Source organism: Lujinxingia vulgaris, assembly GCF_007997005.1.
Lineage (GTDB): Bacteria > Myxococcota_A > Bradymonadia > Bradymonadales > Bradymonadaceae > Lujinxingia.
The window spans coordinates 15,049-41,339 of sequence record NZ_VOSL01000060.1 but is presented as its reverse complement, the minus strand read 5'-3'; the positions used below and the strand labels follow the sequence as shown (position 1 = coordinate 41,339).

21 protein-coding genes are annotated in these 26,291 nt (G+C 65.7%); 8 read left to right on the top strand and 13 right to left on the bottom strand.

Translation table 11 applies throughout. The features are described from left to right. Positions 1 to 611 precede the first annotated feature (611 nt). Together FRC96_RS15710 and FRC96_RS15705 are read left to right on the top strand one after the other, a co-directional pair. Complete coding sequence (locus tag FRC96_RS15710) at positions 612 to 1,367, top strand: hypothetical protein (RefSeq protein ID WP_146975821.1); 756 nt, start codon at positions 612 to 614, stop codon at positions 1,365 to 1,367. A gap of 98 nt (positions 1,368 to 1,465) precedes the next feature. Continuing rightward, positions 1,466 to 1,939, top strand: a complete 474-nt coding sequence (locus tag FRC96_RS15705) for a response regulator (protein WP_146975819.1) — start codon at positions 1,466 to 1,468, stop codon at positions 1,937 to 1,939. A gap of 122 nt (positions 1,940 to 2,061) precedes the next feature. Here FRC96_RS15705 and FRC96_RS15700 read toward each other — a convergent pair whose 3' ends face one another. Beyond that, complete coding sequence (locus FRC96_RS15700; protein WP_146975818.1) at positions 2,062 to 4,863, bottom strand: FHA domain-containing protein; 2,802 nt, start codon at positions 4,861 to 4,863, stop codon at positions 2,062 to 2,064. Between the two features lie 117 nt (positions 4,864 to 4,980). Between FRC96_RS15700 and FRC96_RS15695 the strand changes: the two genes are divergently transcribed. The 3 genes from FRC96_RS15695 to pckA all read left to right on the top strand — a co-directional run bounded on the left by FRC96_RS15695 (position 4,981) and on the right by pckA (position 9,658). After that, positions 4,981 to 6,477: a sensor histidine kinase gene (locus FRC96_RS15695; protein WP_146975816.1), complete on the top strand. Its 1,497-nt coding sequence runs from the start codon at positions 4,981 to 4,983 to the stop codon at positions 6,475 to 6,477. A gap of 44 nt (positions 6,478 to 6,521) precedes the next feature. Beyond that, entirely contained in the window at positions 6,522 to 7,928 is a 1,407-nt protein-coding gene (locus FRC96_RS15690) for a sigma-54-dependent transcriptional regulator (protein WP_146975814.1), read from the top strand. Positions 7,929 to 8,062: 134 nt separating this feature from the next. After that, complete coding sequence (gene pckA, locus FRC96_RS15685) at positions 8,063 to 9,658, top strand: phosphoenolpyruvate carboxykinase (ATP) (protein WP_146975812.1); 1,596 nt, start codon at positions 8,063 to 8,065, stop codon at positions 9,656 to 9,658. Between the two features lie 23 nt (positions 9,659 to 9,681). On the opposite strand, the gene FRC96_RS15680 is transcribed toward pckA, so the two are convergent. From FRC96_RS15680 to FRC96_RS15655, 6 genes are all read right to left on the bottom strand, one after another. Then, on the bottom strand, positions 9,682 to 10,173 hold the full coding sequence (locus tag FRC96_RS15680; protein ID WP_146975811.1) for a carbon-phosphorus lyase complex subunit PhnI: 492 nt from the start codon (positions 10,171 to 10,173) through the stop codon (positions 9,682 to 9,684). 25 nt (positions 10,174 to 10,198) lie between these two features. After that, positions 10,199 to 12,358 carry a M48 family metallopeptidase gene (locus tag FRC96_RS15675; RefSeq protein ID WP_146975809.1) on the bottom strand — a complete coding sequence of 720 codons (2,160 nt, stop codon included), beginning with the start codon at positions 12,356 to 12,358 and terminating at the stop codon, positions 10,199 to 10,201. Positions 12,359 to 12,671: 313 nt separating this feature from the next. Then, positions 12,672 to 13,106 (bottom strand): RidA family protein, encoded by a 435-nt coding sequence (locus tag FRC96_RS15670; RefSeq protein WP_146975807.1) that lies wholly within the window; start codon positions 13,104 to 13,106, stop codon positions 12,672 to 12,674. 31 nt (positions 13,107 to 13,137) lie between these two features. Next, a complete protein-coding gene (locus FRC96_RS15665) occupies positions 13,138 to 14,598 on the bottom strand; it encodes a 2-hydroxymuconic semialdehyde dehydrogenase (protein ID WP_146975805.1) in 1,461 nt (486 codons plus the stop codon). A 35-nt stretch (positions 14,599 to 14,633) separates the two neighbouring features. Then, on the bottom strand, positions 14,634 to 15,326 hold the full coding sequence (locus tag FRC96_RS15660; protein ID WP_146975803.1) for a WYL domain-containing protein: 693 nt from the start codon (positions 15,324 to 15,326) through the stop codon (positions 14,634 to 14,636). Between the two features lie 72 nt (positions 15,327 to 15,398). After that, positions 15,399 to 15,854: a hypothetical protein gene (locus tag FRC96_RS15655; protein WP_146975802.1), complete on the bottom strand. Its 456-nt coding sequence runs from the start codon at positions 15,852 to 15,854 to the stop codon at positions 15,399 to 15,401. 198 nt (positions 15,855 to 16,052) lie between these two features. Here FRC96_RS15655 and ychF point away from each other — a divergent pair, with 198 nt between their 5' ends. Continuing rightward, entirely contained in the window at positions 16,053 to 17,147 is a 1,095-nt protein-coding gene (ychF, locus tag FRC96_RS15650; protein WP_146975800.1) for a redox-regulated ATPase YchF, read from the top strand. After that, positions 17,144 to 17,749, top strand: a complete 606-nt coding sequence (locus FRC96_RS15645) for a DUF6624 domain-containing protein (RefSeq protein WP_146975798.1) — start codon at positions 17,144 to 17,146, stop codon at positions 17,747 to 17,749. Before ychF ends, FRC96_RS15645 begins: the two co-directional genes overlap by 4 nt. A gap of 572 nt (positions 17,750 to 18,321) precedes the next feature. Here FRC96_RS15645 and glpX read toward each other — a convergent pair. From glpX to FRC96_RS15615, 6 genes are all read right to left on the bottom strand, one after another. After that, positions 18,322 to 19,347, bottom strand: a complete 1,026-nt coding sequence (glpX, locus tag FRC96_RS15640) for a class II fructose-bisphosphatase (protein ID WP_146975797.1) — start codon at positions 19,345 to 19,347, stop codon at positions 18,322 to 18,324. Between the two features lie 139 nt (positions 19,348 to 19,486). After that, positions 19,487 to 20,227, bottom strand: coding sequence for a ribonuclease PH (rph, locus tag FRC96_RS15635; RefSeq protein WP_146975795.1), 741 nt, complete (start codon positions 20,225 to 20,227; stop codon positions 19,487 to 19,489). Positions 20,228 to 20,313: 86 nt separating this feature from the next. Beyond that, positions 20,314 to 21,216 (bottom strand): N-acetylmuramoyl-L-alanine amidase family protein, encoded by a 903-nt coding sequence (locus tag FRC96_RS15630; RefSeq protein ID WP_146975793.1) that lies wholly within the window; start codon positions 21,214 to 21,216, stop codon positions 20,314 to 20,316. A 150-nt stretch (positions 21,217 to 21,366) separates the two neighbouring features. Beyond that, positions 21,367 to 22,905, bottom strand: coding sequence for a hypothetical protein (locus FRC96_RS15625; protein ID WP_146975792.1), 1,539 nt, complete (start codon positions 22,903 to 22,905; stop codon positions 21,367 to 21,369). A 66-nt stretch (positions 22,906 to 22,971) separates the two neighbouring features. Beyond that, positions 22,972 to 24,123: an OmpA family protein gene (locus tag FRC96_RS15620; protein ID WP_146975790.1), complete on the bottom strand. Its 1,152-nt coding sequence runs from the start codon at positions 24,121 to 24,123 to the stop codon at positions 22,972 to 22,974. Positions 24,124 to 24,272: 149 nt separating this feature from the next. Next, entirely contained in the window at positions 24,273 to 24,686 is a 414-nt protein-coding gene (locus FRC96_RS15615) for a DUF4398 domain-containing protein (RefSeq protein ID WP_146975788.1), read from the bottom strand. 691 nt (positions 24,687 to 25,377) lie between these two features. On the opposite strand from FRC96_RS15615, the gene FRC96_RS15610 reads away from it, so the two are divergent. Next, positions 25,378 to 26,250: a hypothetical protein gene (locus FRC96_RS15610; protein ID WP_146975787.1), complete on the top strand. Its 873-nt coding sequence runs from the start codon at positions 25,378 to 25,380 to the stop codon at positions 26,248 to 26,250. Positions 26,251 to 26,291 lie beyond the last annotated feature (41 nt).

The window sequence follows — 26,291 nt, the reverse complement described above, 5'->3', positions numbered from 1 at the left end:
GTTGGCGCATAGGACGTGGGCGGAGAGCTGGGGCGCCGAGACGCGCGTTGGGCACACCGTAAGACGTATCGAGAGGGCTCGTAGCGAGCGGGGACCGCAGCAGTGGTACGAACTTTGCGGGGAGTTGTCAGCCTAATTCAGATGCGCTAGAGTGTCGAGGAGAGCTGGCGCGCGACGCTATTCCGTGCGCGGCTTGACCCCGAAACCAACAGGGCACCGAGCACGATCGGAGAGCGCGTCCCGCAGCAGCGGTCAGCGCCCATCATCCCGGGCGTTTTGCCAGGATGGCGTGGTGACTCGGCATCGGTGAGTACATTGAGGACCAGGGAGCCCGTGTCTCCAGGGTCGATGAGGAGAGCGCGCTCCGACCGTCCGGCATCCTTGTGGGACGTCGACGCGAGTGCCGGATCACGACGGTCCGCGGCACGATAAAGATCCGGGGAAGGTTGTCACGCCGCGCGTCGCGGCGCGAGCGACCCCACCGGCGAGCAGGTACCAAACGAGCGACATACCGCCAGATCGATGCGCGTGGGACGGGCTGCCAGCAGGCGGCGCCGAGGTCCCCGGGCAGCGATCGTCAGTGACCTTTCAGGCTCAGCACCGAGGAGAGGATGAGCGAAGAGGCCAACCAGAGCGCCCAGGATAACAACCCCGAAGGTGGTGGCAGCAGTAAGCGCCGCCGCCGTCGCCGTCGCCGGCGCTCGCGCAGCAGCAAAGGCTCCAACCAGAACACCCAGAACAACGCGAAAAACGAGTCGGGTGGATCTGAGGGAGGCTCCAAGCCCTCCGGCGGCAAGAAGAAGAGCCGGGGCCGGGGTAAGAGCAAGAACCGTCGCCAGAGCTCGCGGCGCTCCCGTGGAAGCTCGCGGCGCAAGAGCCGAAACCGCAGCTCCGGCAAGCGGCGCCAGCGTCGTAAGACGCCGGTGCGCAAGCTCAAGACCCCCGAGAGCAAGCTCGGCGGGCGGGAGCCGGTGGTCGACCTTTCGGCTGCTCAGGAGTCGCGCCGGGGGCCGGTGGAGCTGACCCCCTTTGAGGTCTTCTGCGCCTACCACTGCGGGATCACCGAGAATAACAACTTCCGTCAGCAGTCTCTGCGCGAAGTCGCCGGTCGCTTCAACATGCAGACCCACGAGCTCGAGAAGGCGATGCGGGAGTTCGGGCTGGATAAAGAGACGGTCAAGAGCTCGCGCTTTGATATCTCGCTCTGCCAGCTCGATATGAAGGTGGCCCCCGAAGGGATCGACAAGCGGGAGCTGGCGCGGGTGCTCTTCGATGAGTTCCTCGATGAGACCCCGCGGGCGCGTGAGCGCGTGGAGGCCTTTGAAGCCTCCAGTCAGGCGCAGCCCGATGAGGCCAGCGGCGAGTGAATTCGGCCGGTGTTTTCGGTGGCAGGTCGAGGCGATGTGTGTAGGATTGCCCCTGCCCCCTGATAGACCCATCGAGATCACGATTCCGAGGTATATGCATGGACCCCAACGAGAAGAGCGCAGCAGAGTCGATCGACGCGATCGCCGATGAAGATCTGCCCTTTGGTGCGCCCACCACCCGTGAGCGCCCGCTGATCCTTCTGGCCGATGACGACAGTGAGCTGCGCGGGATGCTCAAGGCGCACTTTTCGCGTCGTGACTGCGATCTTCTGGAGAGCGTCGACGGAGCCGATGCGCTGGAGAAGATCATTGAGCATCGCCCCAACCTGGTGGTGCTCGACGTGATGATGCCCGAGCTCACCGGTTGGGAGGTGTGCAAGTACGTGCGTCAGCACGATATTTACGAGCACACCGCGATCATCATGCTCACCGGCATCGGCCCGACCAATAACGAGCTGACCAGCCCGCTTTTTGGTGCCGATGATTACATCGATAAGCCCTTCGACTTTGAAGAGCTGAAGGTCAAGGTGGCCAAAGTGCTGGAGCAGCGGCAATCCCCGCCACTTCGCTGAGTCCGGTCACCGATCCACACTTGTGACACGCCAACGCCCCGATGAGCTTGCTCATCGGGGCGTTGGCGTGTGGGGCTTCGGGGCCGGAGGTTGCAGCGTCCGGGGGGCCCGGCGTCCCGGGGTCAGGGGAGCTCTTCGAGCATCTGGCGAGCGCGGCGGTGGTTGTCGCTGGAGGGAGGCACCATCGTGAGGATGGTGCGGCAGAGCTCGGCGGCAGCGCCCGGGTCGGAGGCGCGCTGGCCGGCGGCCAGGATGTAGAGGCTGTTGGCCTCGTCTTCCAGCGCCAGGGCCAGCCGGCGCGTGGTGGGATCGCTTCGGGAGAGGGCCTGGGCGCGGGTCAGAAGGGAGTAGGCGCGAGCGTAGCTGTCGGAGGCCAGGGCCGCCAGGCCCTGGCCAGCGAGCGCGTGGGCCATGGCCGTGGAGGTCTGCTGCTCGAAGTAGCCGCGGCCGCCGGCGATGGAGGCGTCGGCTTTGCGGGCGCTCTGGATCAGGGTAAGCGCGCGTTCAAACTCGCCGGCCTCCAGCGCCTGGCGTCCCTGCTGCAAACTCTGGCGGAAGGTGCGCACATCGTCGGCGGTGCGCGCAGCTCGCTCGCCAATGGCGCCGCTGGAGGCCTGTCGGATGGACTCGAAGTGCGCGATGGCCCCGTCGAAGTTCTCGTCGCGGTAGAGGTTGAAGCCCTCCGTGAAGTTGATGGAGCCCGCAGAAGATCCCGTCGAATCTCGGGATCCGCCGGTTGATTCCGCACCGCCCGAGGAGGGCAACTCGGCGAAGGGGTTGTCGAGCTCAGGCTTCTCACGTTCGCTGGAGGGGCGGGCCGAAGGCCGGCGAGTGCGGCTGGCGAGCTCGCGCTGGCGGGCCTCTTCGGCCTGACGCTCTTCAAGCTGTCGGGCGGCCACCGCGTCGAGATCTTCGAGGAGGCGGCGCGCGCCCTCATGCTGCGGCGAGATGCTGAGAAGATCGTCGACGGCCTCGCGGCTGGCCTCCCACTCTTCCGCTTCAAAGGAGCGCTGGGCGCGCTCAAAAATCCCGTGAACCTCGCCCTGCCGCGCCAGCCGAATCAACGATTGGGCCTCGCTGTGATAGACGCTCTCGCGCGAGATGGCGCCGAGCTCGGCCAGGAGCGGCGCATTGATGGCGTCGACTCGCTGGCGAGCGCGCTCGACGATGTCGCGGGCGCGCCGCTCCATGGCGATGCGCTCAAGCTGAGCGTCGACTTCGCCGAACTCCGGGTCGGCGGCAGCTGCTTTTTTGAAAAGCTCCTCGGCCCGCTCCCACTCCCTGCTCTTGATGGCCTCCACCCCTTCCAGGTAGAGCGCGCGGGCGTCGCTGTCGTGGATGGCCAGGGCCGCTTCGGAAGCGTTTTCGGAGGCCTCGGGGGAGAGGGCCAGGTGCACGATGAGCCCGATCAGCGGCAGGCAGAGCAGGGCTGCGCCGATGGTCACGCCCATCAACATGCGATCGAGGCGGCGCGGCGCAGCGGAGGAGGGCGCCGCGCCCAGCTGGCCCTGCTTCAGCGCGGTGGCCGTCTGGGTAGAGGCGGCCGGGATCAGCCGCCGCTGCCGACTCTCGGTGGGGCGATCGCCGGGAATCACAAATTGAAAGGTGGTCTGCCCGGCTTCAATGCGGTCGCCGTGAAAGAGATCGGCCTCGCGGACTTTGACCCCGTTGAGGGCGGTGCCGTTGATCGACATCAGGTCGCGGACCATGAAGCTGTCGTCGTGCTGCTGAATGATCTCGAAGTGTTTGCGGCTCATCGAGAGGTCGGGCACCACGATGGAGTTGTCGGTACCACGGCCGACGGTGCTGCGGATGCGGTTGACCAGAAACTCCTGCCCGACGGTGGGGCCGCTCAGCGTGGAGATGCGCGGGCAGACCGGGTCGGCCTCAAAGGGGCTGGAGAAGACCTCGGTGGCCTGGGCGGCGAAGTCATCGGTGCCCGGTGCCGGCGTCGTGGCAGGGGCATCGACGCCAGCCCGGGCGCGATCGCCGCGGGCGAGGTCTTCGACCGACGAAATCTGGGTGGCCTCAAAGGCGCCGGAGTCGGCGGCAGCGGCGAGCTCCATGGAGATGCTGCTGCGGTCGACCGGGGGCGGTGCCTCACTGGCGGTGTCGAAGACACTGCGGGCAATCTCGGTGCGCTCGGGCTGAAGATCGCCGGCGGGTGCCTCGCCACGAAGTCCCGGTGAGATCTCGGTGCGTTCGGGCTGAAGATCGCCATCGGGCAGGGCGTCGGCCAGCCCGGGCGCGATCTCGGTGGCCTCGCCAACGAAGGGTTCTTCGACGGTGAGCTCTTCGGGAGGTTCGGGGTGAGTGGACTCACTCAGCGAGGAGGCACGCGCTGTTTCCGGCCGGGAGACCTCCTCGAGGTTCGGGGCGGAGGTCTGAATGTCGGCGCTGTCGGAGGCATCTTCGGCCGGGATGCCGGTGGGCCCGATGGCGTGACTGAGCATGGTGGCGCGCCCGGAGGAGGGGCGCGACGCGTCTGTGTGCGCATCCGATGCGTCCCGCTCTTCTGCATCACGCTCTTCGGGTGCCACGCCGTTCTCGAGATCGTCATCGAGGTCCTCCGGGAGCATCTCGATGGTGGTCGGGGCGTCGTCTTCGGGGGCGGCAGTCAGGGCGTCGGCCGGATTGGACTTCGGCGAGTCGGTGTCGACGTCGGCGTCGGCATCGCTCGGCTGAGCGGTCTCGGCGGGTACGCTGAGTTTTTTGAGACGCTCCGAGAGGGAGAGCCCTGAGCCGGGGCTTGAGGGTGTGCGCAGCGCGCCCATGCCCTGCATGGTCTTTCGGGGGGCGGGCACCCGTGGTGCGTCCGAGGGGGCATCCTCCGGCGTGGGCGTCGATGAGGCGCCCTCAGCGGAGACACGCGTCTCTTCGGGTGGCTGCTCGCCAGCCGAAGGCTTGTTCTCCGCGTCGTTCATGGGTCCTCAGGTCGTGCTGGCGATTGATCTTCGGGGCGTGGCGAGGATAGCGTTGGCGCAAGAAAGGTGTCAATCAGGCGGTCTTCCGGCCCTGCCCCTCAACGCGAGTAAAGATCCGTGAGAGTTCGAGCTTCATTGCGCGCGCAGATGATCGCGGCCTTTGTGGTGCCCACCACCCTGATCATCGTGGCGATGATCGCGCTGGCCTGGGAGAGCGCGCAGCGCGGTCTGGAAGAGGAGGTGGGCCGGCGCTTAAGCGCGATCGGGGGCGCGCTGAGCGCGGAGCTCAGTGAGGGCATCGACGCCGCCCAGCTCGCGCGCATGGACGCCTCCATGGAGCGTGTGCGCGCGCGCCTGAGCGAGCGGCTGGAGGCGACGCGAGAGGCCACCGACGCGCGCCGGGTGATGATCGTCGATGCGGACTTAAAGAGCCTGGTCGATACGGATGTGGCGGTTAGCTTTGGGCAGCCTGTCTTCTCGTTGGAGGCGGATCGGATCGAGATCGCGCGAAGTTTTGAAGACGGGCAGCCGCGCACAAGCCCGATGTATCGCACCGACGATGGCCAGCGCCATAAGAAGGCGTTTGTGCCGGTGTGGCTCGATGAGACGCCGGTGGCGATGATTGTGGTCATCGCCAGCGCCACCCATTTTGAGCTTCTGGGAGACTTCGGTGGGGCGCTGATGGCGCTGGGGGCAGTTGGCGTGGCGGTGGTCGGGGTGGTCGCGGTGCTTTTTGCGGCGGCGCTTCTTCGGCCGGTGCGGCGGCTGGTTCGTGGGGTCGAGCGCGTGGCGCAGGGCGAGATGAAGCGCCCGCTGGTCAGTGCGGAGCAGCCGGCGGCCGGGCCGGAGGAGATCGCCTTCTTGATGGGGGCGTTTGAGGAGATGCGCCAGTCGGTTGTTGCGCGCGATGAACGCATGCAGATGATGCTCGCCGGCATCGCCCATGAGGTGCGTAACCCGCTGGGAGGGATGAAGTTGTTCTGCGGGCTCTTGCACGAAGAGCTGCGCGAAGGGGGAGATGATGAGCAGGTCGTGATGGTCGAGAAGATCGCCCGGGAGCTCAACTATCTGGAGCGGGTGGTGACCGACTTCCTGGCCTACGCGCGCCCGACCGAGCTTGTGCCGGAGCGCTTTGAGGCCTCCGGGGTGCTCGCTGCGATCGACGATCTCTTGCGTGGCGAGATGGCCGAGGTGGGGTGTGCGCTCAAGGTCGAGGGGGCTGAGGGGGTGGCGTGGACGGGAGATGTCAGCCGCTTGCGGCGCGCGATCCTCAACGTGGTGCGCAACGCCTACCAGGCCAGCCCGCCCGGTGAGTGCGTGCGGGTGGTGGTGGCGGCACGCGATGGCATGTGCCGGGTTGAGGTGCTGGACCGGGGGGCTGGAATCGCGCCGGAGAAGTTGGCAGAACTGAGCACGCCCTTCTTCACCACCCGGGAGAAGGGCAGCGGTCTGGGGCTGGCGCTGACGCGCCAGATCCTGGAGGAGCACGGCGGCAGCCTGCATATCGAGAGTGAGCCCGGGCGAGGCACCTGCGTGGTGTTAAGCTGGCCCTTCGACGCAGCGCTGCCCGAGGTGCCCCGGGCGAAGGCTGTGCCCGAAGGGTGGTTGGGTTAAGAGGATCCGCTGGTCGACGTATCAAGGTGTCCGGGAGCAAGCGTATGGCAAAGGTGTTGGTCGTTGAAGACAATGAGACATTGCGCGAGGGCATCGTGCAGGTGCTCACGCGCATGGGGCATACAGCGCTTGCAGCCGAGGGGGGCCGCCAGGGATTGCAGAGCTTTAAGGAGGCGCGCCCCGACCTTGTGATCACCGACCTGAAGATGGATGAGGTCGATGGCATGCAGGTGCTCGCCAGGGTTCGTGAGGCGCGGCCGGAGGCGATGGTGATCATGATCACCGCCTTTGGCAGCATTGAGACGGCTGTGGAGGCGATGCAGGCCGGGGCGTTCGACTTTTTGCCCAAACCTTTTCCTCCGGAGCTCTTGCGGGCCAAGGTCAGCCGCGCGCTGGAGGTGGGCGCGGAGCGGGCGCGCGCCGAGAGGCTTATCGAGGAGAACGCGATCCTGCGCGAGGACGTCGCCGGCAGCTTCGATGAAGCGATCGTGGGTGACTCTCAGGCCATGGCCACCATTCTGGAGCGGGTGCGACGCGTGGCCGGCAGTGAGAGCACCGTGTACATCCACGGGGAGTCGGGGACGGGCAAAGAGCTTGTGGCGCGGGCGATTCATAAGGCCAGCCCGCGCGCCAGCGGGCCTTTTGTGAAGGTGAACTGCTCGGCCCTGGCCGAGGGGCTGTTGGAGAGCGAGCTCTTCGGTCATGAGAAGGGCGCGTTTACCGGCGCGCATAAACGTCGGCTCGGACGGTTTGAACTTGCTGAAGGGGGGACGATTTTTCTCGATGAGATTGGCGACATTCAGCCCGCCACACAGCTGAAGCTCTTGCGCGTTCTTCAGGAGCGGGAGTTTGAGCGGGTGGGCGGCGAAGAGACGCTTAAAGCCGATGTGCGCGTGGTCACCGCGACGCACCGCGATCTGCGCGAAGAGGTGGCGAAGGGGAGTTTTCGCGAAGATCTTTTTTACCGGCTGCACATCATTCCGGTGGAGCTGCCGCCTTTGCGAGAGCGTCGCGAAGATGTTCCGGCGCTGGCGCGGCATTTCGTGGAGAAGTTGGCCGAGCGCACCCGCTCTCAGGCCCGTCGTATTGGCGAGGACGCGATGGCGCTGCTCACGCGTTATGAGTGGCCGGGCAATGTGCGGGAGCTGGAGAATGTGATCGAACATGCCCTGGTCTTTGCACGCGGGGAGTCGATCGGGGTGGAGGATCTGCCGCCGGCGTTAGGGGGCGGAACACAGATGGCAGAGGGCATGGACCTGAGCGCGGTCGAGGCCTCGAGTCTACCGGAGGTGCTCGAAGCGCTGGAGCGCTCGTTGATTGTGGCCGCGCTGGAGAAGGCCCAGGGGGTCAAAGCGGAGACGGCGCGCCTGTTGGGGATTAAGTCCAGCGCGCTCTACTACAAGCTGGAGAAGTACGGGGTGGAGGCCCCCGACGAGGAGACCTCAGATTAAGGAAAGTTAAGCCCGGGGGGCTTACTTGACCGGCGCGGGGGGCGGTGATTAGTGTGCGGCCAGCCGCCGCCTGGCGGTGACAGGGTGTGGGTGAGATGTTTCTCAAAAGGTATGCAGAACTCAAAGGTGACTTTATGAGCAAGGTCGACTTGAAAGGGTACGGCATCGACGGCCCCGAGGTGTTGCGTAACCCCAGCGTGGCTCGCCTCTACGAGATGGCGATTCTCAACGATCCGGGGGCAGCGATCGCCTCAAGCGGCGCGCTGATCGCCTTCTCCGGCGAGAAGACCGGACGCAGCCCCAAAGACAAGCGGGTGGTGCGCGAGCCCTCCAGCCAGGACGACATCTGGTGGGGTGATATCAACATCGCCATGGAACCCGACGAGTTCATGCAGAACCGCCAGACGGCCATTGACTATCTCAATGACCGCCCGGTGCTCTACGTGATCGACGGTTTTGCCGGTTGGGATAAGGAGCATCAGCTTAAGGTGCGCATTGTGTGCGCGCGGGCCTACCACTCGCTCTTTATGCACAACATGCTGATTCGTCCCACGGCCGAGGAGCTGGAGAGCTACGGGGAGCCCGATTATGTGATCTTCAACGCCGGGAGCAGCGCGGCTGATCCGCAGCGCGTGAAGTCGGTGACCTCGAAGACCAGCGTGGCGCTGAACTTCGATCGTGGCGAGTTCGTGATCCTGGGCACCGACTACGCCGGGGAGATGAAGAAGGGCGTCTTCACGATCATGCATTACCTGATGCCTAAAAAAGGCGTGCTCTCGATGCACTGCTCGGCCAACCAGAGCAACGAGAAGGGGGATGTCTCGCTCTTCTTCGGGCTCTCGGGCACGGGCAAGACGACGCTCTCCACCGACCCGCATCGCGCGCTGATCGGCGACGATGAGCATTGCTGGACGGAAAAGGGCGTCTTCAACATTGAGGGGGGCTGCTACGCCAAGACGATCGACCTGTCGAAAGAGCAGGAGCCGATCATCTACGACGCGATCCGCTACGGCTCGGTGCTGGAGAACGTGGGTTACGACAAGGACACCCGCGAGGTGGACTTCCACGATAACGCGATCACCGAGAACACCCGCACCTCGTACCCGATTGAGTACGTGCCCGGGGCGCAGATCCCGTGCGTGGGCGGGCATCCTAACAACATCATCTTTTTGACCTGTGACGCCTACGGGGTCTTGCCGCCGGTGAGTCGACTTACCCCGGAGGCGGCGATGTACCACTTCATCAGCGGGTACACCGCGAAGGTGGCGGGCACCGAGATGGGCGTGACCGAGCCCAAGGCGACCTTCTCGGCGTGCTTCGGCGCGGCGTTCCTGGTGTGGCATCCGATGCGCTACGCCGAGCTTCTGGCCGAGAAGATGCGCCAGCACGGCGCCAAAGCCTGGCTGGTCAACACCGGCTGGACCGGCGGGGCGTACGGCACGGGCCATCGCATGAAGCTCAAGTACACCCGCGCGATCATCGACGCCATCAACTCCGGGGAGCTGGCCGATGCTCCGACGGTGAGCGATCCGCTCTTTAAGGTCGATGTGGTCACCGAGGTTGCGGGAGTTCCCTCTGAGGTGCTCGTGCCCCGCAAGACCTGGGCTGATGCCGACGCCTTTGAAGCCACGGCGCGCAAACTCGTGGGTCTCTTCGAGACGAACTTCGAGCAGTATGCTGACCAGGCCGGGGCGGCTATCCTGAAGGCGGCGCCCTCGCTCAAGGGTTGAGCTAAGGTCTTGAAAGTATTGGGTTAAGTTCCGGTCGAGGGCGCGGTCTCCGAGGAGGAGATCGCGCCTTCGACGCTCTGGCGGGTCTTCTCGAGCGCGTCGCGGATGGCGTCGGCGTTGAGACGTGGGAGGCTCTCGGCGATGAGGTGATCGCGGTGGGCGCGCAGCGCCTCGGCGGAGCCCTCCGGCTGGGAGGCGATCTGCGGGGCGTACTCGTCAATCAGCGCAGCGACGCGCTCCATCTCCACGGGGGTCATGGGACCGATGCGCGCCAGCGCCCGAGCCTGAAGCAGCGGGAGCTGCGCGCGCACCTGGTCGGGCTCCCAGTCGCCGACGCGCTGTTGTGCGAGATGCGATTCCAGCGCGATGATGGCCGGATCAAAAGGGTCGAAGTTGGCTTCAGCGCGGGGGCTCTCATGCTGAATCGACATGTCGACCTGCGGCAGAACAATCGAGAGGAGGATCAGCAGGGCGCAAGCCGTCCAGATCCAGCTGGCTTTGATACGTACGGGCATAGATGGGTTCGATCGGCAAAGAAGTTCAAGGCTGGCGCGCCTCCCAGCGCTCGACAAGCTCACGCTGGTGGGCCAGCATCGCGCCCAGGCTCTTGCGTCGCAGGTGGTCTAGGCGCTCGCTGGCCTCCTGCCACTGGGCGGTGTAGCGGTTGAGCCACCGGTGGTTGAGCTCGCCACGCATCAGTGGCGAGGCGTCGACCAGCGGGGTGTCGAGCAAACGCTCACCGAGGCTGTCTTCATCCTCAAAGCCGTGAAGCGCCGGGATGCGCGGGCCTTCGTAGAGCGCCTGATGGAAGGTGGTGTGGGTACCCACCAGCGTCTCGAAGATCCACTGAATCGCGTCGTCGTCAAGCTCGGCGTCGGCCACCAGGTGAGTGACGCGGGCCAGCGAAGGGCTGTGCTTGCGCATCCAGCGGGCCAGGCGCTGGAGGTGATCGTGGAAGCGGTAGCGCGTCTGAAGCTCGTCGAGGGCGTCGTCGCCCTGGCGTGCGGCGATGACCAGGTGGGCGTGCATCAGGTCGGCGTCGAGCTGGGCGAACCAGCGCTGCTCGGCCTGCGGGTCGCGGCCGCAGTCGACTCCCGGAGGACAGGCGCGGGCGCCGGCGCTGCTGCGCAGCGGGCGCGCGTTGCCGTGGGCGGCCACCGGCTGGGCGGTGAGCTGCGGGAGCTGTGCGGCCAACCTTTCGGCGGCCTGGTCCAGGGTGGGACCGATGAGGTCGTGAAGCCAGGCGGTGATGGCCTCGTCATCGCTATCTTCGGCGTTGGCAGCGTCGAAGACCTCGTCCAATTCACCGAATTCGACGTAGCGGTGCCCGAAGACGACCTTTTCGCGCGGGTTGAGCAGAACCTCGGCGTGTTCGCCGTCGAGGTAGGTTTGAAGTTCGGGGGCGTGGTGGGTGGGGGCGGCGTCGCCAAACTCCACCGCGTTGATGCCGCGGGTGAGCGCGTGGCGCAGGCTCTGCGGATCATCAAAGAGGGTCCAGGCCGAGCGTTCGTCGAAGTCGGTGCGCACGTAGTGGTAGCGGGCGTGCGCCTCCCGCACATGGTGGGGCGGGTGGGAGTCGAAGAGGTCGGCGCGCTCGCCGGCGTCTTCCGGGTCGAAGACCCACTCAAAGTGGTCGGGGTCATCGGGGAGCGCCGGCGGCTGACCGAGGGTCGCGTCGCCCAGACGCTCGCGCATCGAGCCCATCAGGGCCTCGTGGTGCACGAAGAAGTCGTCGGTACGTAACCCCTCGCGGGAGGCCTGCTCCAGGTCGTAGCAGGTCTGGGCGTAGCAGCGATCCGCCCAGTCGGCGCGCTTGAGCGCGTGCACCAGCGCGTCGCTGCCGGTGAGGCGCACGGCGACGCGGTCGGCGTGAAGCTCCATCTGGCGGCTCACCGACGCGTCGAGACGCTCCAGCGCCGCCAGGGCCCGGCGAGCGATGCTGCGCACCAGAGTGGTGATCGTGTTGAGCAGAAGGGGCAAACCCAGGCCGCGGTGCCAGCGGGTCTGCCAGCGGGCCAGGGCCTGGTCAATGGGATCGCGCTCCTCGACCAGCTGACGCAGGATCTCGGCGACGACGTACACGTAGTGCGTCAGGCGCATTGAGCGCTGGGAGAAGTGCCCCAGCTCGTGGGCGAGCACAGCTTCGAGCTCGGTGCGGTTAAGGGTGTTGATGAGCCCCAGACCGATGAGCAGGTTCTTGCGCACCGGGAAGATCAGGTTGAGCAGCGAGGCGTCAAAAAAGACCCCGGCATTGACCTGCGGGCAGGCGTAGACGCGATGCGGCAGCGGCGCGCCGGCACGCTGGCAGAGGTCGATGAGGAACGCGAAGAGCTCCGGCTCCGACTCAGCGCTGAGCTCAATGAACTCAGAGCGGTCGACCTTCTGGCGGTGGAAGAGTCCTTTGAGCAGGACAAGCGCCAGGGGCAGAAGGAGCAGGGCGGTCAGCGATCCCAGCACGAGGTCATCGAGCTGAATCGGGCCGCTCATCGCACGGGTTACGACCACGACAGTGGCCGCCACGCTGAGGATCAGCGCGCCGAAGTAGAGCGCGAGCAGCCCCACCAGGGCCAGGGCTAAGAGCCCCACGCGCAGCAGGTAGGCGCCGTTAAGTTGAAGGGCGTGGCGGGGCACAGAGACCGGCGAGGAGCCGGAGGCCGGGCCGACAGCAGGAACGAAGCGGTGGAGCCAAGAACGATACATGAAGACCTCCCAAGGGCTGACGAAACGTCCCACCTGGGAAAGCCCACCTGATACTACCTGGACTTCAGGGCTTTCGAGCTAGCTCGTCGACGGTGCACGAACCAGGAGTGGATTACACTATGACTGGAAAATTTCCAGTCTGCTTGAAGTATAGAACGAATTACCTTGAGGTCAAAATTTTTTGCTCAGATCGTGTTTTCCCGGGAGCAAGAAAAAAAGATGCCGCCCGGTCGGGGGCGGCACTATCTTAAGTCGTTTGGGTGCTAACCTGTTGATATATATGGTGTTTGTGTCGTTGTGGTGTGACGATGCGTTATCCTTCGTCTGAAAGCAAAGGCAGGTAGGCCACCGCTTTCATCTCGATCGCCAGATTGGGGTGGGGAAGCTGGTGGACGGCCACGGTGGTGCGGGTGGGGCCGGTCTCGGCGTTGAAAAATTCGTTGTAGACGGCGTTGTAGCCGGCGAAATCCTCCATATCGATGAGGAAGGTCGTGATGTCGACCAGGTGCTCCAGTCCGGCGCCGGCTTCCTTTAAGATGCGGCCGATGTTCTCGATGACGGCTTGTGTTTGCGCGGCGATGTCGCGGTGAATCGTGCCGTCCTCGTCGATGCGCACGCCGACGTGGGTGTTGTCGGGGCGTCGGCTGGAGACGCCGCTGACAAAGATCAGATCCCCCACGCGTCGTGCGTGCGGGTAATGGGCGAGGGCCGGGGCGCGGCCGTCGATGGTGTAGGCGCGGGTGGTCATGAGGCTCCTGAAGGTGAACGTCCGACGTCACTCAGAGTTTGATGCAGATGTTTTTTGTCTCGGTGTAGAAGTCGAGCGAGTGGGTGCCGCCCTCGCGCCCGATGCCGCTGAGCTTGACGCCGCCGAAGGGGGTGCGCAGGTCGCGCAGAAACCAGGTGTTGACCCAGACAAGGCCCACGTCCATGCGCGCGGAGACGCGGTGGGCGCGGCGCACGTCGTTGGTCCAGAGGGCGGCGCAGAGTCCGTAGTCGGAGTCATTGGCCAGCGCGATGGCTTCTTCTTCGGTGTCGAAGGGCATCACGTGGCAGACCGGGCCGAAGACCTCTTCGCGCAGGATGCGGGCGTTCTGGCCAAGGCCGGTCCAGACGGTGGGTTCGACGAAGGCGCCCTTTGCAAGCGTGCCGCTTAGCTCGGGGATGCCCCCGCCGGCAACCACTGTGGCGCCTTCGTTTCGTGCGAGCTCGAAGTAGCTTAAGACTTTCTCGCGGTGGGCGTGGCTGATGAGTGGACCCATCTGGGTGGCCTCATCGAAGGGGTCGCCGACCTTGAGGCCGCGGGCGCGGGCGGCCAGGCCCTCGACGAAGGCGTCGAAGATGGGGCGCTCGACGTAGACGCGCTCCGAGCAGAGGCAGACCTGGCCGGTGTTGGAGAAGCTGGAGCGGGCGGTGCCGTCGATGGCCTCCTGAAGGTCGGCGTCGGCGAAGATGATCGCGGCGTTTTTGCCGCCAAGCTCAAAGGAGATGTCGCGCACGTGCGGGGCGCAGGCCTCCATAATCGCGCTGCCGGTGCGCGACTCGCCGGTAAACGTGATCGCGTCGACGTCCGGGTGGCGGGTGAGGGCCTCGCCGGCCGAGCCCGGCCCGAAGCCGTGGACCACGTTGAAGACGCCCGGCGGGACGCCGGCGTCGCGGAAGACCTCGCCGAGGAGCGCGGCGGTCGAGGGGGTCTCTTCGCTGGGTTTGGCCACCACGCAGTTTCCGGCAGCAAGCGCCGGGGCGAGCTTCCAGGTGAGCAGCAAGAGTGGGAGGTTCCAGGGGCTGATGACGCCCACGACGCCCAGGGGGCGGCGGATCGTGTAGTTGAGCGCGCTGCCGCCGCCGGGCGTCTCGGTCTCAAAAGCAGCGGTGTGCTGGGTGCGCATCAGGTTGGCGAAGAACTTAAAGTTGGCAGCTCCGCGCGGGATGTCGATGCGCCGGGCGAAGCTCGCGGGCTTTCCGGTGTCGAGCATCTCGGCTTTGAGGAAGTCGTCGAAGCGCGCAAGGATGCCGCTTGCGACCCGGTCGAGGGCGTCGAGGCGCTCAGAGAGGGGCAACGCGCCCCAGGGGCCGTTGAAGGCGCGGCGCGCGGCCTCGACGGCGCGGTCGATGTCTTCGGCGCCACCCTCGGCGACCTCCGCGATGAGGGCGCCGGTGGCGGGGTTGGTGTTGGGGAAGTACGCGCCGCGGGCCGGCTCCACAAACGCGCCGTCGATGAAGTTAAGGATCTTCTTCACGCTGAAATGCCTTAGTTATCAAAGGGTTGCGGGCGTTATTCGTCGAGCAGGCTCATCTGGCCAGGCGGGTCTTGCTTTTTGCCGCCGGCCTCGTCGCTGGACTTGCGCGGCTTCTGACGAGGCTTCTCGGGCCAGCCGCCGACCGGGTGCAGGTCGCCGATGCGGCTGAGCCGGAAGACGCGCTCGTCGCGGCGCAGGTGGCAGTAGGCGTGGAGGTAGGTCTCGGCCTCCAGGCTGATGGGCGTGATGCGGCGGCGCGTGAGTTCGCCGCGGCCGCGGCTGTAGTAGTGCATCTCGAGATCGACACCGCCGTGGATGGCCCAGCGCACCAGGTCGGTGCGGCTGGCGGTGGGGTCGAGCTCACCGGGATCTTCGGTGCGCTCGGGGCTCCAGTCGGGGTCGATGGCGCTGCCGATCCACAGGAGGATCTCGTAGGCCTCGACCTCGATGTCCATGACCTCTTTGGGGCCGAAGGTGTCGAGGACTTTGCGCAGCACCTGATCGAGGGCGCGGGAGTTGACGCGGGTGGCGCCGTGCTCGCGCAGGTTCTCGAGCAGCAGGCAGGCCAGGGCAACGGCGCCGCGCTCCTCGGAGGTGCGCAGCAGGACATCGCCCGGGGACTCCGGGAAGCTGAGCGGATCGTCGTCGTTGTTGCGGGCCGGGGCGCGAGCGAGTCGCTCGGCGATGCGGCCGCGGATCGTCGGGATCTGAATGGGACCATCGCCCACAGCACAACTCCTGGCGGATGGGGATTGAGGCCGGCGCTTCTACGCAACCGGCGGGCGTTGAGCGGCACTCTATCAGGGGTTGTCGTCTTCTTCGAGGGGCGGCGCGCCGCTCTCGCTCGGGGGTTGCGACGATCGGGGTGCTTCGGATGATTCGCCACGGGCCAGGCGACGAAACTCCTCTTCGAGTGAGGCTTCGTCGGGGTCGATGAGCCCGCCCTGTCGGACCTCTTCGAGCATCGCCTCGGCGCGCTCGACCTCCGCGCCATCGGGGCGGCGCGCCTGACGGATGAGCAAACGCTTCTTGGAGGCGATAAGTTCCAGCTCTTCGCGGGTGGCGTGGCCGCGGGTGCGCAGCTCATCGACGCGCTCGGTGGCCTGGGCGGCCAGCTCCGGGTGGCCCTTCTCTTCGGCCAGGGCGACGCGGCGCTTCCAGGTGGAGAACTCTTCGCGGAGCGTTTCGAGCTCTTCTTCGAGGCGCTTTTCCTCGCGGATCAGATACGCCATCTCATGGCGGTAGGACGGGTCCATCGCGTCTCCTGAACGTTCGCAGCGCGTGCTGCGGCCAAAGTTAAGCACCTGCGCCGTCGGGGCCTGTCTCGCTGGCGGTGAGCCGGCTTGCGGTGGTGGGGCACTTTTACTAAAAGGACCGGCGCGCGCGCCCTGAGATTGCGCCCCGACGCAAGCGCGTCGATCGAACACACATCAACTCGCACCCGAGTCTATACCATGAGCGTCTCCGCTGGCATCGTCGGACTTCCGAACGTGGGCAAGTCGACCCTTTTTAACGCGTTGACCCGCGCCGAAGCGCAGTCGGCGAATTACCCCTTCTGCACCATCGATCCCAACGTGGGCATCGTGCCGGTGCCGGACGCCAGGCTCAAGAAGATCGAGCAGTATGTGCCGGCCCAGAAGATCATTCCGGCGGCGGTGGAGATCCTCGACATCGCCGGTCTGGTGCGCGGGGCGTCGCAGGGCGAGGGCCTGGGCAATAAGTTTCTGGCGAACATCCGCGAGGTGGACGCGATCCTGCACGTGGTGCGCTGCTTTGAGGATGAGAACATCACCCACGTTGAGGGTGGCGTGGACCCGGTGCGCGACGTCGAGATCATTGAGACGGAGCTGATCCTGGCCGATATGCAGACGGTGGAGCGTCGTCTGGATAAGGCGCGTCGCGCGGCGAAGGCCGGCGATAAGACGGAGGTGGCGCGCGTGGCGGTGCTTGAGAAGGTGCTGGCCGAGCTCAACGAAGGCAAGAGCGCCCGCGCTATCAAGCTCACCGACGACGAGCGTCAGCTCACCCGCGACAGCCATATGCTCACCGACAAGCCGGTGCTTTACGTGGCCAACGTCGCCGACGACGATCTTGAGGGCCAGAGCCCTTACGTTGCGAAGTTGCGCGAGCTGGCCGATTCGCAGGGCAGCGATGTGGTCGTGGTTTGCGGCGAAATCGAAGCGGAGCTTGTGGAGCTGGACGAGGAAGAGCAGCTGGAGATGTTGCAGGGGCTGGGCATCGACGAGCCGGCGCTCAACGTGCTGATTCGTGCCACTTACGCGCTGCTGGGGCTTCAGGCTTTCTTTACGGCTGGCGAGCAGGAGATCCGCGCCTGGACGATCCCGGTGGGGGCGACCGCGCCGCAGGCTGCCGGTGTGATTCACTCGGACTTCGAGAAGCGCTTTATTCGCGCCGAGGTCTATACCGTCCAGGATCTGGAGACCTATAAGGACGAGGCCGGGATTCGCGCCGCGGGCAAACTTCGCCTGGAGGGCAAAGAGTACGTGGTGGCCGACGGCGACATCCTGCATATCCGCCACAACGCGTGAGTTCGGGGCGGAGCGACGACAGGGCGGCCAGGCTGGTGGGTCTGGCCGCCGCTGATCACAGCACCCGCGAGGCGTTGCTGGCGCGCGGCGAGTTGTTTGACGGGTATCATCCGGAGATGCGGGCGGTGCATGAGGCGAACGCGTGTGAGCTTGAGGCGATGATCGACGCCCGGGGCTGGCCGCGCACCTCCGACGTGGGTGAGGACGCGGCGCAGGCGGCGTTTCTGGTGGCCAACCACGCCATCAGCCTCCCGGGCCTGCAGCGTAAGGCGCTCCGCATGATGGAGGCGCTCGATGGCGATGATGCGCGAGCGCGAGAGGTTGCCGTGTTGGGCGACCGCATTCGATTTAATGAGGGGCGGCCGCAGCGCTACGGGGCGATCATCGACTGGGACGCGGAGGGAACCCTCGGCCCCGGGCCCCTTGAGGATCCCGATGAGGTTGAGGCGCGGCGCGCCCGGGTGGGCATGGAGCCTCTGGGGGAAGAGCTCGCCAGGCTTCAGGCGCGGGCAGATGAGGAAGGGGAGCGTCCGCCCGGGGAGTGGGCGGAGCGCCGGCGTCAGATGCACGCGTTTTTTGTGGGTGTGGGGTATCGGCGTTGAGGGTGACCGAGGGTCACCTATTTCGGCGCATCGAGGTGACCGAGGGTCATTTGTTTCGTTGGTGGTGAGGTGACCGAGGGTCGATTTTTTTGGGTGCTTTGAGGTGACCGAGGGTCATTTGTTTCGTTGGTGTTAAGGGGTGACCGAGGGTCGATTTTTCTCGTCGCATTGAGGTGACCGAGGGTCATTTGTTTCGTTGGTGTTAAGGGGTGACCGAGGGTCGATTTTTCTCGTCGCATTGAGGTGACCGAGGGTCATTTGTTTCGTTGGTGTTAAGGTGACCGAGGGTCACCTTTTTCGTTGGCAGTAAGGTGACCGAGGGTCGATTTTTCTCGTCGCATTGAGGTGACCGAGGGTCATTTGTTTCGTTGGTGTCAAGGGGTGACCGAGGGTCGACTTACTACGGCGCATCGAGGTGACCGAGGGTCATTTGTTTCGTTGGTGTTAAGGTGACCGAGGGTCACAGATGTGCATCGCATGTTGTCGCGATTCATCAGGTACGGTGAGGGACGTCGCGCACGAAAAAGCGCCCGGGCTGAAGAGGCCCGGGCGCTTTTTTGTGTGGGTGCGACTCAGTGGCGGGGTTTGCCGCAGTCGGCCATGTTTTCGTGCAGCCCCTCCAGGGTGTAGGCGGGCTTGCGCTCAAAGTCGTGCATCGCTTCGATGGTGCGCACCGTGCCGGATTTGGAGCGCATTACCAGGGAGTGGGTCTCACAGCCGCCGGCGAAGAAGCGCACGCCTTTGAGGATGCTGCCGTTGGTGACGCCGGTGGCCGCGAAGACGATCTCACCGTGGGCCAGGTCGTGCATGGTGAGGAGGGCCTCAATGTCGCGGTCGCCCATGATGCGGCGGGCGCGCTCGCGCTCCTCGTCTTTGTAAAACATCAGCCGGCCCTGGATCTCGCCACCCAGGCATTGCATGGCGGCTGCAGCGAGCACGCCCTCGGGGGCACCGCCGATGCCGAACATGATGTCGATGCCGCTCTCGGGGCGGCAGGTGGCGATCGCCGCGTCGACGTCGCCGTCTTCAATGAGCCGGATGCGCGCGCCGGTTTTGCGAATGGCGGCGATGACCTCTTCGTGGCGCGGGCGGTCGAGGATCATGGCGGTGAGCTCCTCGACGCGCACGCCTTTAAGCTCAGCTACGCGGTGGAGGTTCTGGGCCGGGGAGGCGTCGAGGTCGATGGCGCCGCGGGCGCGGGGGCCGGCGGCGATCTTTTTCATGTAGATATCCGGCGCGTTAAGAAAGCAGCCCTGCGGCGCCATGGCGATAAGCGCCAGCGCGCCGGGGCGGCCGTAAGCGCAGAGGTTGGTGCCTTCGAGGGGGTCGAGCGCGATGTCCATCTTCGGGTCATGGGGCGCGCGGCGGCCGACCTCCTCGCCAATGTAGAGCATCGGCGCTTCATCGCGTTCGCCCTCCCCGATGACGACGGTGCCGTTGATATGCATGGCGTCGAAGGCCGCGCGCATCGCGCTGACCGCCATCTGGTCGGAGTAGGTCGGGTCGCCCTGACCCATGGAGCGGGCCGAGGCGATGGCGGCCGCCTCGGTGACGCGCGCGAGCTCAAGCGCGAGGTTGCGATCATCCACAGAAGTCATAGGGGTCATCCTCAAAGTGGGGGAGGCCGAAATGGGCTCACCAGGCGCGCCGGTCGTTGCCCGGGACGCCTCTGCTGGTCACGGTGAAAGCGATCATGGACACCGTCGGCCCCGATGCCATAGCGAAGTTGAGCGCGTATTAAAAGTGCAGGCGCTCGGGAAGCACGGCATTCTGCATCGCGGTGAGCTCGCCGATGCCCTTTTCGGCCAGGTCGAGCAGGGCGTTGAGCTCGGCGCGGCTAAAGGTGGCCTCCTCGCCGGTGCCCTGCACCTCAATAAGGCGCCCGGAGCCCGTCATGACGACGTTCATGTCGACGTCGGCGGCGCTGTCTTCGACGTAAGGAAGATCAAGGAGGGCGCGGCCCTCGACGACGCCGCAGCTGATGGCGGCCACCGAGTCGGTTAGAGGCACCTCATCGATGAGGCCGTCTTCAAGGAGCGTTTCGCAGGCCAGCGCCAGCGCGACGTAGGCGCCGGTGATGCTGGCGGTGCGCGTGCCGCCGTCGGCCTGGAGCACGTCGCAGTCCAGGTAGATGGTGCGAGGTCCGAGCTTTTCGAGGTCGGTGACCGCGCGCAGGCTGCGGCCGATCAGGCGCTGGATCTCCTGGGTGCGTCCGCTCAAGCCGCCGCGGTGCACTTCGCGACGAAAGCGGGGATCGGTGGCGCCCGGCAGCATCGAGTATTCGCCGGTGACCCAGCCGCGGGTGTTGCCTGGTTTGTCCATCCAGCGCGGGACATTTCTATCGACGCTGGCGGTGCACATCACCGTGGTGCGACCAAAGCGCACGAGCACCGAGGCGGCGGGCATCTCGGTGAAGTTGGGGGTCAGGGTGACCGGGCGAAGTTCATCGGGGGCGCGGCCGTCAAAGCGCTCGCTCATCGGTAGCTCCAGATCGTTGGGGGAAGGGGTTAAAAAAGAGCCCGCGCGGGGCGGGCTCCTTGGGTCGAGATGTTGGAAAGGGCGACTCAGGGCTGGTCGTCGAGGACCTGCTCAAGCTCGGCGTCGAAGTTGACGATGGCGTCGAGCAGGGCGTTGACCACGCGCTGGCGGTGGGCGCGCTCGATGACGTCGCTGCCTTCTTCGGGGTGGGTCAAAAAGCCGGCCTCGACCACGACCGCGGGCATGTGCGCGCCGCGGAGCACGCCGAAGTTGGCCTGTTTGACGCCGCGGTCGATGGAGTCGAGGTGGCCGCGGAAGCCGTCCTGGACGCTGTGGGCCAGGCGCGCGCTGAGCTCGTGCTGGTTGGCGCGGATGAGATCGCGCTGGATGAAGACCAGATCGTCGCCGTGCTGCCCGACCAGGCCCGCGCCCTCGATGGGAGAGGCGTCTTCGCCGTGGCTGTGTCCGAGGATCTCCGGCGGCTGCGGGGTGACGTCGGCCGGGCGCAGGTAGAAGGTCTCGTAGCCCACTGCGCGGTTATGCACCGCGGCGTTGTAGTGCAGCGAGAGGAAGACGTCGGCCTCGGCCAGGTTGGCCAGGTGCACGCGCTCGGGGAGCGAGAGGGAGGTATCCCAGTAGCGGGTCATGACCACGCGCACATCGGGGTAGCGCGCCTGGATGGCCTCGCGCAGGTGGTAGGCGAGCTCCAGGGTGAGGTGTTTTTCGCGGATGCCGGCCACGCCGATGGCGCCGTTGTTGTCGCCGCCGTGGCCCGGGTCGAGCACGATGGTCTGCACCCGATTGAGGCGCTCGCCAGGGGCGTCAGCGCTTTGGTAGGCCGCCATGCGGGCCTGATCGCGAAGGGCGACCACGCTGGAAAGATCGATGCCCCAGAGGGCGCCGGGGTGGGCCAGGGCGCTTTGCGAGATGAGGAGCAGCGCCAGACCGACAGTCAGCGCGCTCAGCTGTTGAAACGATCGAGGGTTCACGTGATTACTCCCTGAAAACGTCACCGTCCGTGGTTCCGAGTTCTACGAGGGGAGCGTAACAGTGTGTTTTCAGAGATCAAAAAAAAAGACCCGCGCCCGGGTCAGGGCGCAGGTCTCTGGAGATCATAGGGTCCGGCGTCGCCGGGCGGCTTAGATGCGGAAGCGGAAGCCCAGGTTGACGTCGACGTTGATGGAGGTGTCGGGGAAGAGCACCATCACGTAGGTGTCCGTGACAAAATCGAGGTTTCCAGAGAGGGGCACGTAGAAGCCGCCGCCGAAGCCGAAGTGAGCCCAGCCGGTGCGCACGGTGTCGCGGATGTAGCAGAAGGGCACGCCGGACTGCTGGTCCTGGAAGATCTCGCGGTTGTCGCAGACCCCGTCGTTGAGCGAGGCGCTGTGCTTGAGGCGCAGCCAGTTGCGCACCCGACCGATGCCCAGTCCCACCGAGGAGTAGAAGCGGGGGGCGCCGGTGGAGATGTCGCGCTGGTACTTGATGCCCAGCATGCAGTCGCCGGGCAGGCCCAGGCCGAAGCACTCCTCTTCGTGCTGCCAGAAGGGGGCGTCGCGGTCGATGCTGCCCTCGACCAGGCTGTCGAAGTCCTGGGGCGGGGAGAACTGCCAGCGCCAGTACATGCCCACGCTGTTGCGCTCGGTGAGGCGCCACCCGAGGTCGAGTTTGGTGTGGGCGAAGGCGGCGACAAAGCCCGGGGTGACCTCGCGGTCGATTTGCGCCGTGGGGGCGGTGCCGCTGGTCAAGAATCCGACGTCGGTGCCGCCCAGAAGCGTGGCGTAGAAGCCTCGGCCCTGTTTGTCTTCGGGCTCGAGATCGAGGTCGTCATCGGGCGGCGTGATGTCGGCGATGTCGCGCTCCTCGGGGGCTTCGACGACGTCGCCGCTGCCGAGCACGGTGATGCGGTGAGGGTTGCTCTCACGCCCGCTCGACGCGAGCGGGTCGCCGGTGCGGTCGACGGCCTCAATGTAGTAGTCGATCTGGCTTGTGCGCACGTGGCTCGCATCGAGCGAGAAGGCAAAGCGGGTGTTGCTCGAAGGCATCATCTCCGAGCGGGTGAACTCATCTTCGCCGAAGCGGCGGTGGTTCAGGAAGACGCGGAAGACGGGCACGCTCTCGGAGACGTTGGCCTCAAAGAGAATGGCCTGGCCGGCGTTGGCGCGCGGGATGGGGCGGTGCTGCAGCGGAGAGTCTTCGGCCCGGGGCTCGTCGGGGTCGGGGGTGCTCTCTTCGACGGGGGGCGCGGGCGGTCTGGCGCGCTGGCGGGCGCGCTCAAAGATCTGGCTGAGCTCGGGGGTCTCATAGACGGGGAAGAGCACCGAGTTGGGGTCGGTCTCCAGCGCGGCGACGAAGGCCTCCTCGGTGAGCGTTTCATCGCGGGTGGCGGCAAAGCGCACGATGCCGAGCATGACATAGGCGCGGGCGACCGCCGGGGTGCGAAGGTTGTTGCGCGCGGCCAAGACCACGGCCTGCTCCAGGGCCTCCTCGGCCTCCTCGATCATGAGCATGTCGTAGTCTTCCATCGCCTGGTCGAGAAGCGCGGAGACCTGGGAGTCGGCTGAGTCCTGAGCATAGGCTGCGGAGGTGGTGGCCAGGGTGGTGGCACCGAAGGAAGCCGCGGCCAGAAGGGCGCAGATGGCGAGCGCCGAGGGGCGCGACGAGAGCGAGCGGAGGTTCATGAGAGCTTACCGGGTACGGCGCACGCGGGGCGGCCGGCGTTACGACGCCGGCCGCCCCGGAGGTGATCAGCGGCTGGTGATGTGGATCTCGACGCGGCGGTTGTTGGCGCGGCCTTCTTCGGTCGAGTTGTCATCGATGGGGCGCGCCTCGCCGAAGCCGACGGCTTCCATGCGCATCGGGTCGATGCCGCGCTCAATGAGGAAGGTGCGCACGCTGGCGGCGCGGTCCTGACTGAGCTGCTGGTTGTAGCTGTCGCGCCCGCGGCTGTCGGTGTGACCCTCAACGCGGATGGTGATGTTGGGGTAGTCGCGCAGGATCTGGGCGACCTGGTTCAGCAGCGGGAAGCTCTGCGGCAGAATATCGGACTTGGCCGTGGCAAAGAAGACGCGCTGGTTGAGGCGAATCTGGTCGCCGTCGACCTCGGCCAGCTTCGGCTCTTCGGGCTCGTCGACCGGGCAGCCGGCGTTTTCGATCGGGCCGGGCTCAAAGGGACATTCATCGAGGATGTTGGGGATGCCGTCGTTGTCGACATCTTCGACCGGGCAGCCGGTCTCATCCTGGAAGCCGATGAATTCGACGGGCTGGGTGGGGCATTGGTCGTTGATGTTGAGGATGCCGTCCCCGTCGAGGTCGAGCATCGGGCAGCCCTGCTGACCGCTGAAACCGTCGACGTCACCGGCGATGTTCGGGCAGAGGTCTTCGAGGTCGGCGATGCCGTCCTGATCGTTGTCGTCGTCTCGGCAACCGTCTTCATCTTCGAAGCCGTCAAAATCTTCGGCTTCAAAGGCGCAACGATCGCGCTCATCGGGGATGCCGTCGCCGTCGGAGTCAAAGCTGAAGTCGACCGGCGCCTCAACCACGTCGATGGTCTCGGTGACTTCGACGTCGAGCGCGAGATCTTCGACCAGGCACTCGTCGTAGTCGGAGAGCGTGTCGGCCTTGCGCGCGTTGGCTTCGGCCAGCTTGAGGTGGCGGTCGGCGCGGGTGAAGTCGCCGCGGCTGAGCTCGTAGAGGCCGAACTCCACCTGGGCCTGAGCGGTGGCGATCTCCTCGGGGGCGCAGTTGTAGGCCCGCGGGTAGATCGACTCATTGATGGCCTGGATCTCTTTGGCCTGACCACGCAGCTTGGCGCCGGTGGTGCAGCCGGAGGAGGCCAGCATCATCACACAGCCACCAAGGAGCAGGGCGAAACGCATCGTCGACTTCTGGGGGTTCATCGAGCACGACCTCGTTGGATCGGCGCGCCGCCATCAACAGCTCCCTCCTTTACACACAGACTCCAAGGGGAGGGCGGAGAGCGAAACGGCCATAAAACAGCTATCGGGTGCCGACCTCAAAAGGGGGGCACCCGCACATTCACACAACGTTATTCAGCGAGCTCCGGCGCCGGCACTTCGGGGTCGGCGTCGTTCTCGATCGGGGTCTTCTCGCGACCGAGCACCGGGTGGCCGGGCCAGGGCGCCTCGCGGGCATTGATCAGGGCGGATTCGGCGGCGCGGCGAGCCTGGGTGGCGTAGTCGTAGGCGGCCTCAAACTGGGAGTAGCCCCACTCCTCTTTGGCTTTATAGAGGTAGTTTGCCGCGCTGGTGTACTCGTAGGGCGAGTGCTGGTCGGCGTCGGCAACACGGGCGCGCTCCATGGCGACCTCGGCCTCGCTGATACGCTGGGTGGCCTGAATCGGGCCGCAGCCGACCAGCAGGGCACCCAGGGCGACAAGCGCCAGCGCATGTCGGGCGATGCGAGCCAGTGGCGAGAGCGTCTTCGATCGATGTGGGATCATAGCTCAGTCAGTCGGTAAGGCGCGCTGCAGACAGGCCCCAAAACCAGCAGGAGAGCCGGTGCGATGCGGGCGCGCGATCAGGTAAACGGACGGCTAATGCACTACCAAAGGGGGCGAATCAGTGTCAAGGCGGGGGGCGGCGGTCATCCGGGTGACCGAGGGTCAGGTGAGGTGACCGAGGGTGGAGTGACCGAGGGTGGGGTGGGGTGACCAAGGGTGGAGTGACCGAGGGTGGGTCGGAGTGACCGAGGTGGGTCGGAGTGACCGAGGGTGGGTCGGAGTGACCGAGGTGGGTCGGAGTGACCGAGGTGGGTCGGAGTGACCGAGGGTGGGTCGGAGTGACCGAGGTGGGTCGGAGTGACCGAGGTGGGTCGGAGTGACCGAGGGTGGGTCGGAGTGACCGAGGGTGGGTCGGAGTGACCGAGGGTCATATGAAGTCTTTTGTTTAAGCGCCTGATCGTCGCGTTTGCCTGGCCGGGAGCTTCCGTAAGCGCACGTGCAATTGCCAGATTTTTTCATCCTCCACGCAACATCGCTGCGAGGCGCTCGATAACGATCGGGAGAGGTCTTACATCCACCTACCCTTCCGGAGCGCCCAATGACTCGCCCCCGTCGTCATCTGCCAGGCCAGGTAGCTGCGCTTACCCGTCGCACCCACGGCCGGTGTTTTTTGTTGCGGCCCGACGCGCCCATGAACGCCATTGCTGCCTACGAGTTCGCGCGGTCGGCGGAGCGAAGTGATGTTGAGATGTATGCCGGCGTGGTCATGTCCAATCACGTGCACCTTGTGGTTCACGATAAGCAGGCAAGGCGCAGCGACTTTATGCGCGACGCGATGAGCGGCATCTCCAGTGTGCGCAACAAAGTCCTGGATCATCACGACTCGCTTTGGAACCGCAGTCAGTACGGCGATACGGTGTTGCTCGATCGGGAGGCGTTGGAGAACCACATCGTCTATGTGTTGCTAAACCCGGTGAAGGCAGGGCTTGTGGAGCGCGCGAAGGACTGGCCGGGCTTTAAGATTATGCCGGCCGACTGGGAAAAGACCGTCAGCGTGCCGCGTCCGGAGAGCCATTTCGGCGACGATCAGCCAGAGACCATCGCGTTTACGCCCCGGCGCCCGCCCGGATATGACGACATGACGCTCGACGAGGTCGTGGCGCATTTTGAGAAGTTGGTGAAGAAGGGCGAAAAGAAGATTCATCGGGAGATGGCCCGCCAGAATCGCACGTTTCTGGGGGTTGAAGGCGTGCTGGCGACCGACCCCCTTAGCAGCCCCAATACACCGGCTCGGCGCGGTGAGGCTGCGCCCAGGTTTGCCGCCTGCGATCCGGCGCTTGAGGAGGAGGCGCAGGTGCGGGAGAAGGCGTTTCGAGATGCCTACGCCCGGGAGCGCAAGCGCTGGCTTGAGGGTAAGAAGCGCTGCGTCTTTCCCTGTGGGACGCTGTGGCTGAGGCGAAATGCGCCGATCACATGCCGGGAGGGGGACCCCAGCGAGGCGGGGCTGGCGGCGAATTTTCAGAACTATCAGGTGCGCGGTGGGCGGGGGCGAGAGGTTGCTTAGGGCTTGAGGAACCTGAAGTCGAAGTCAAGCTATCGGCGATC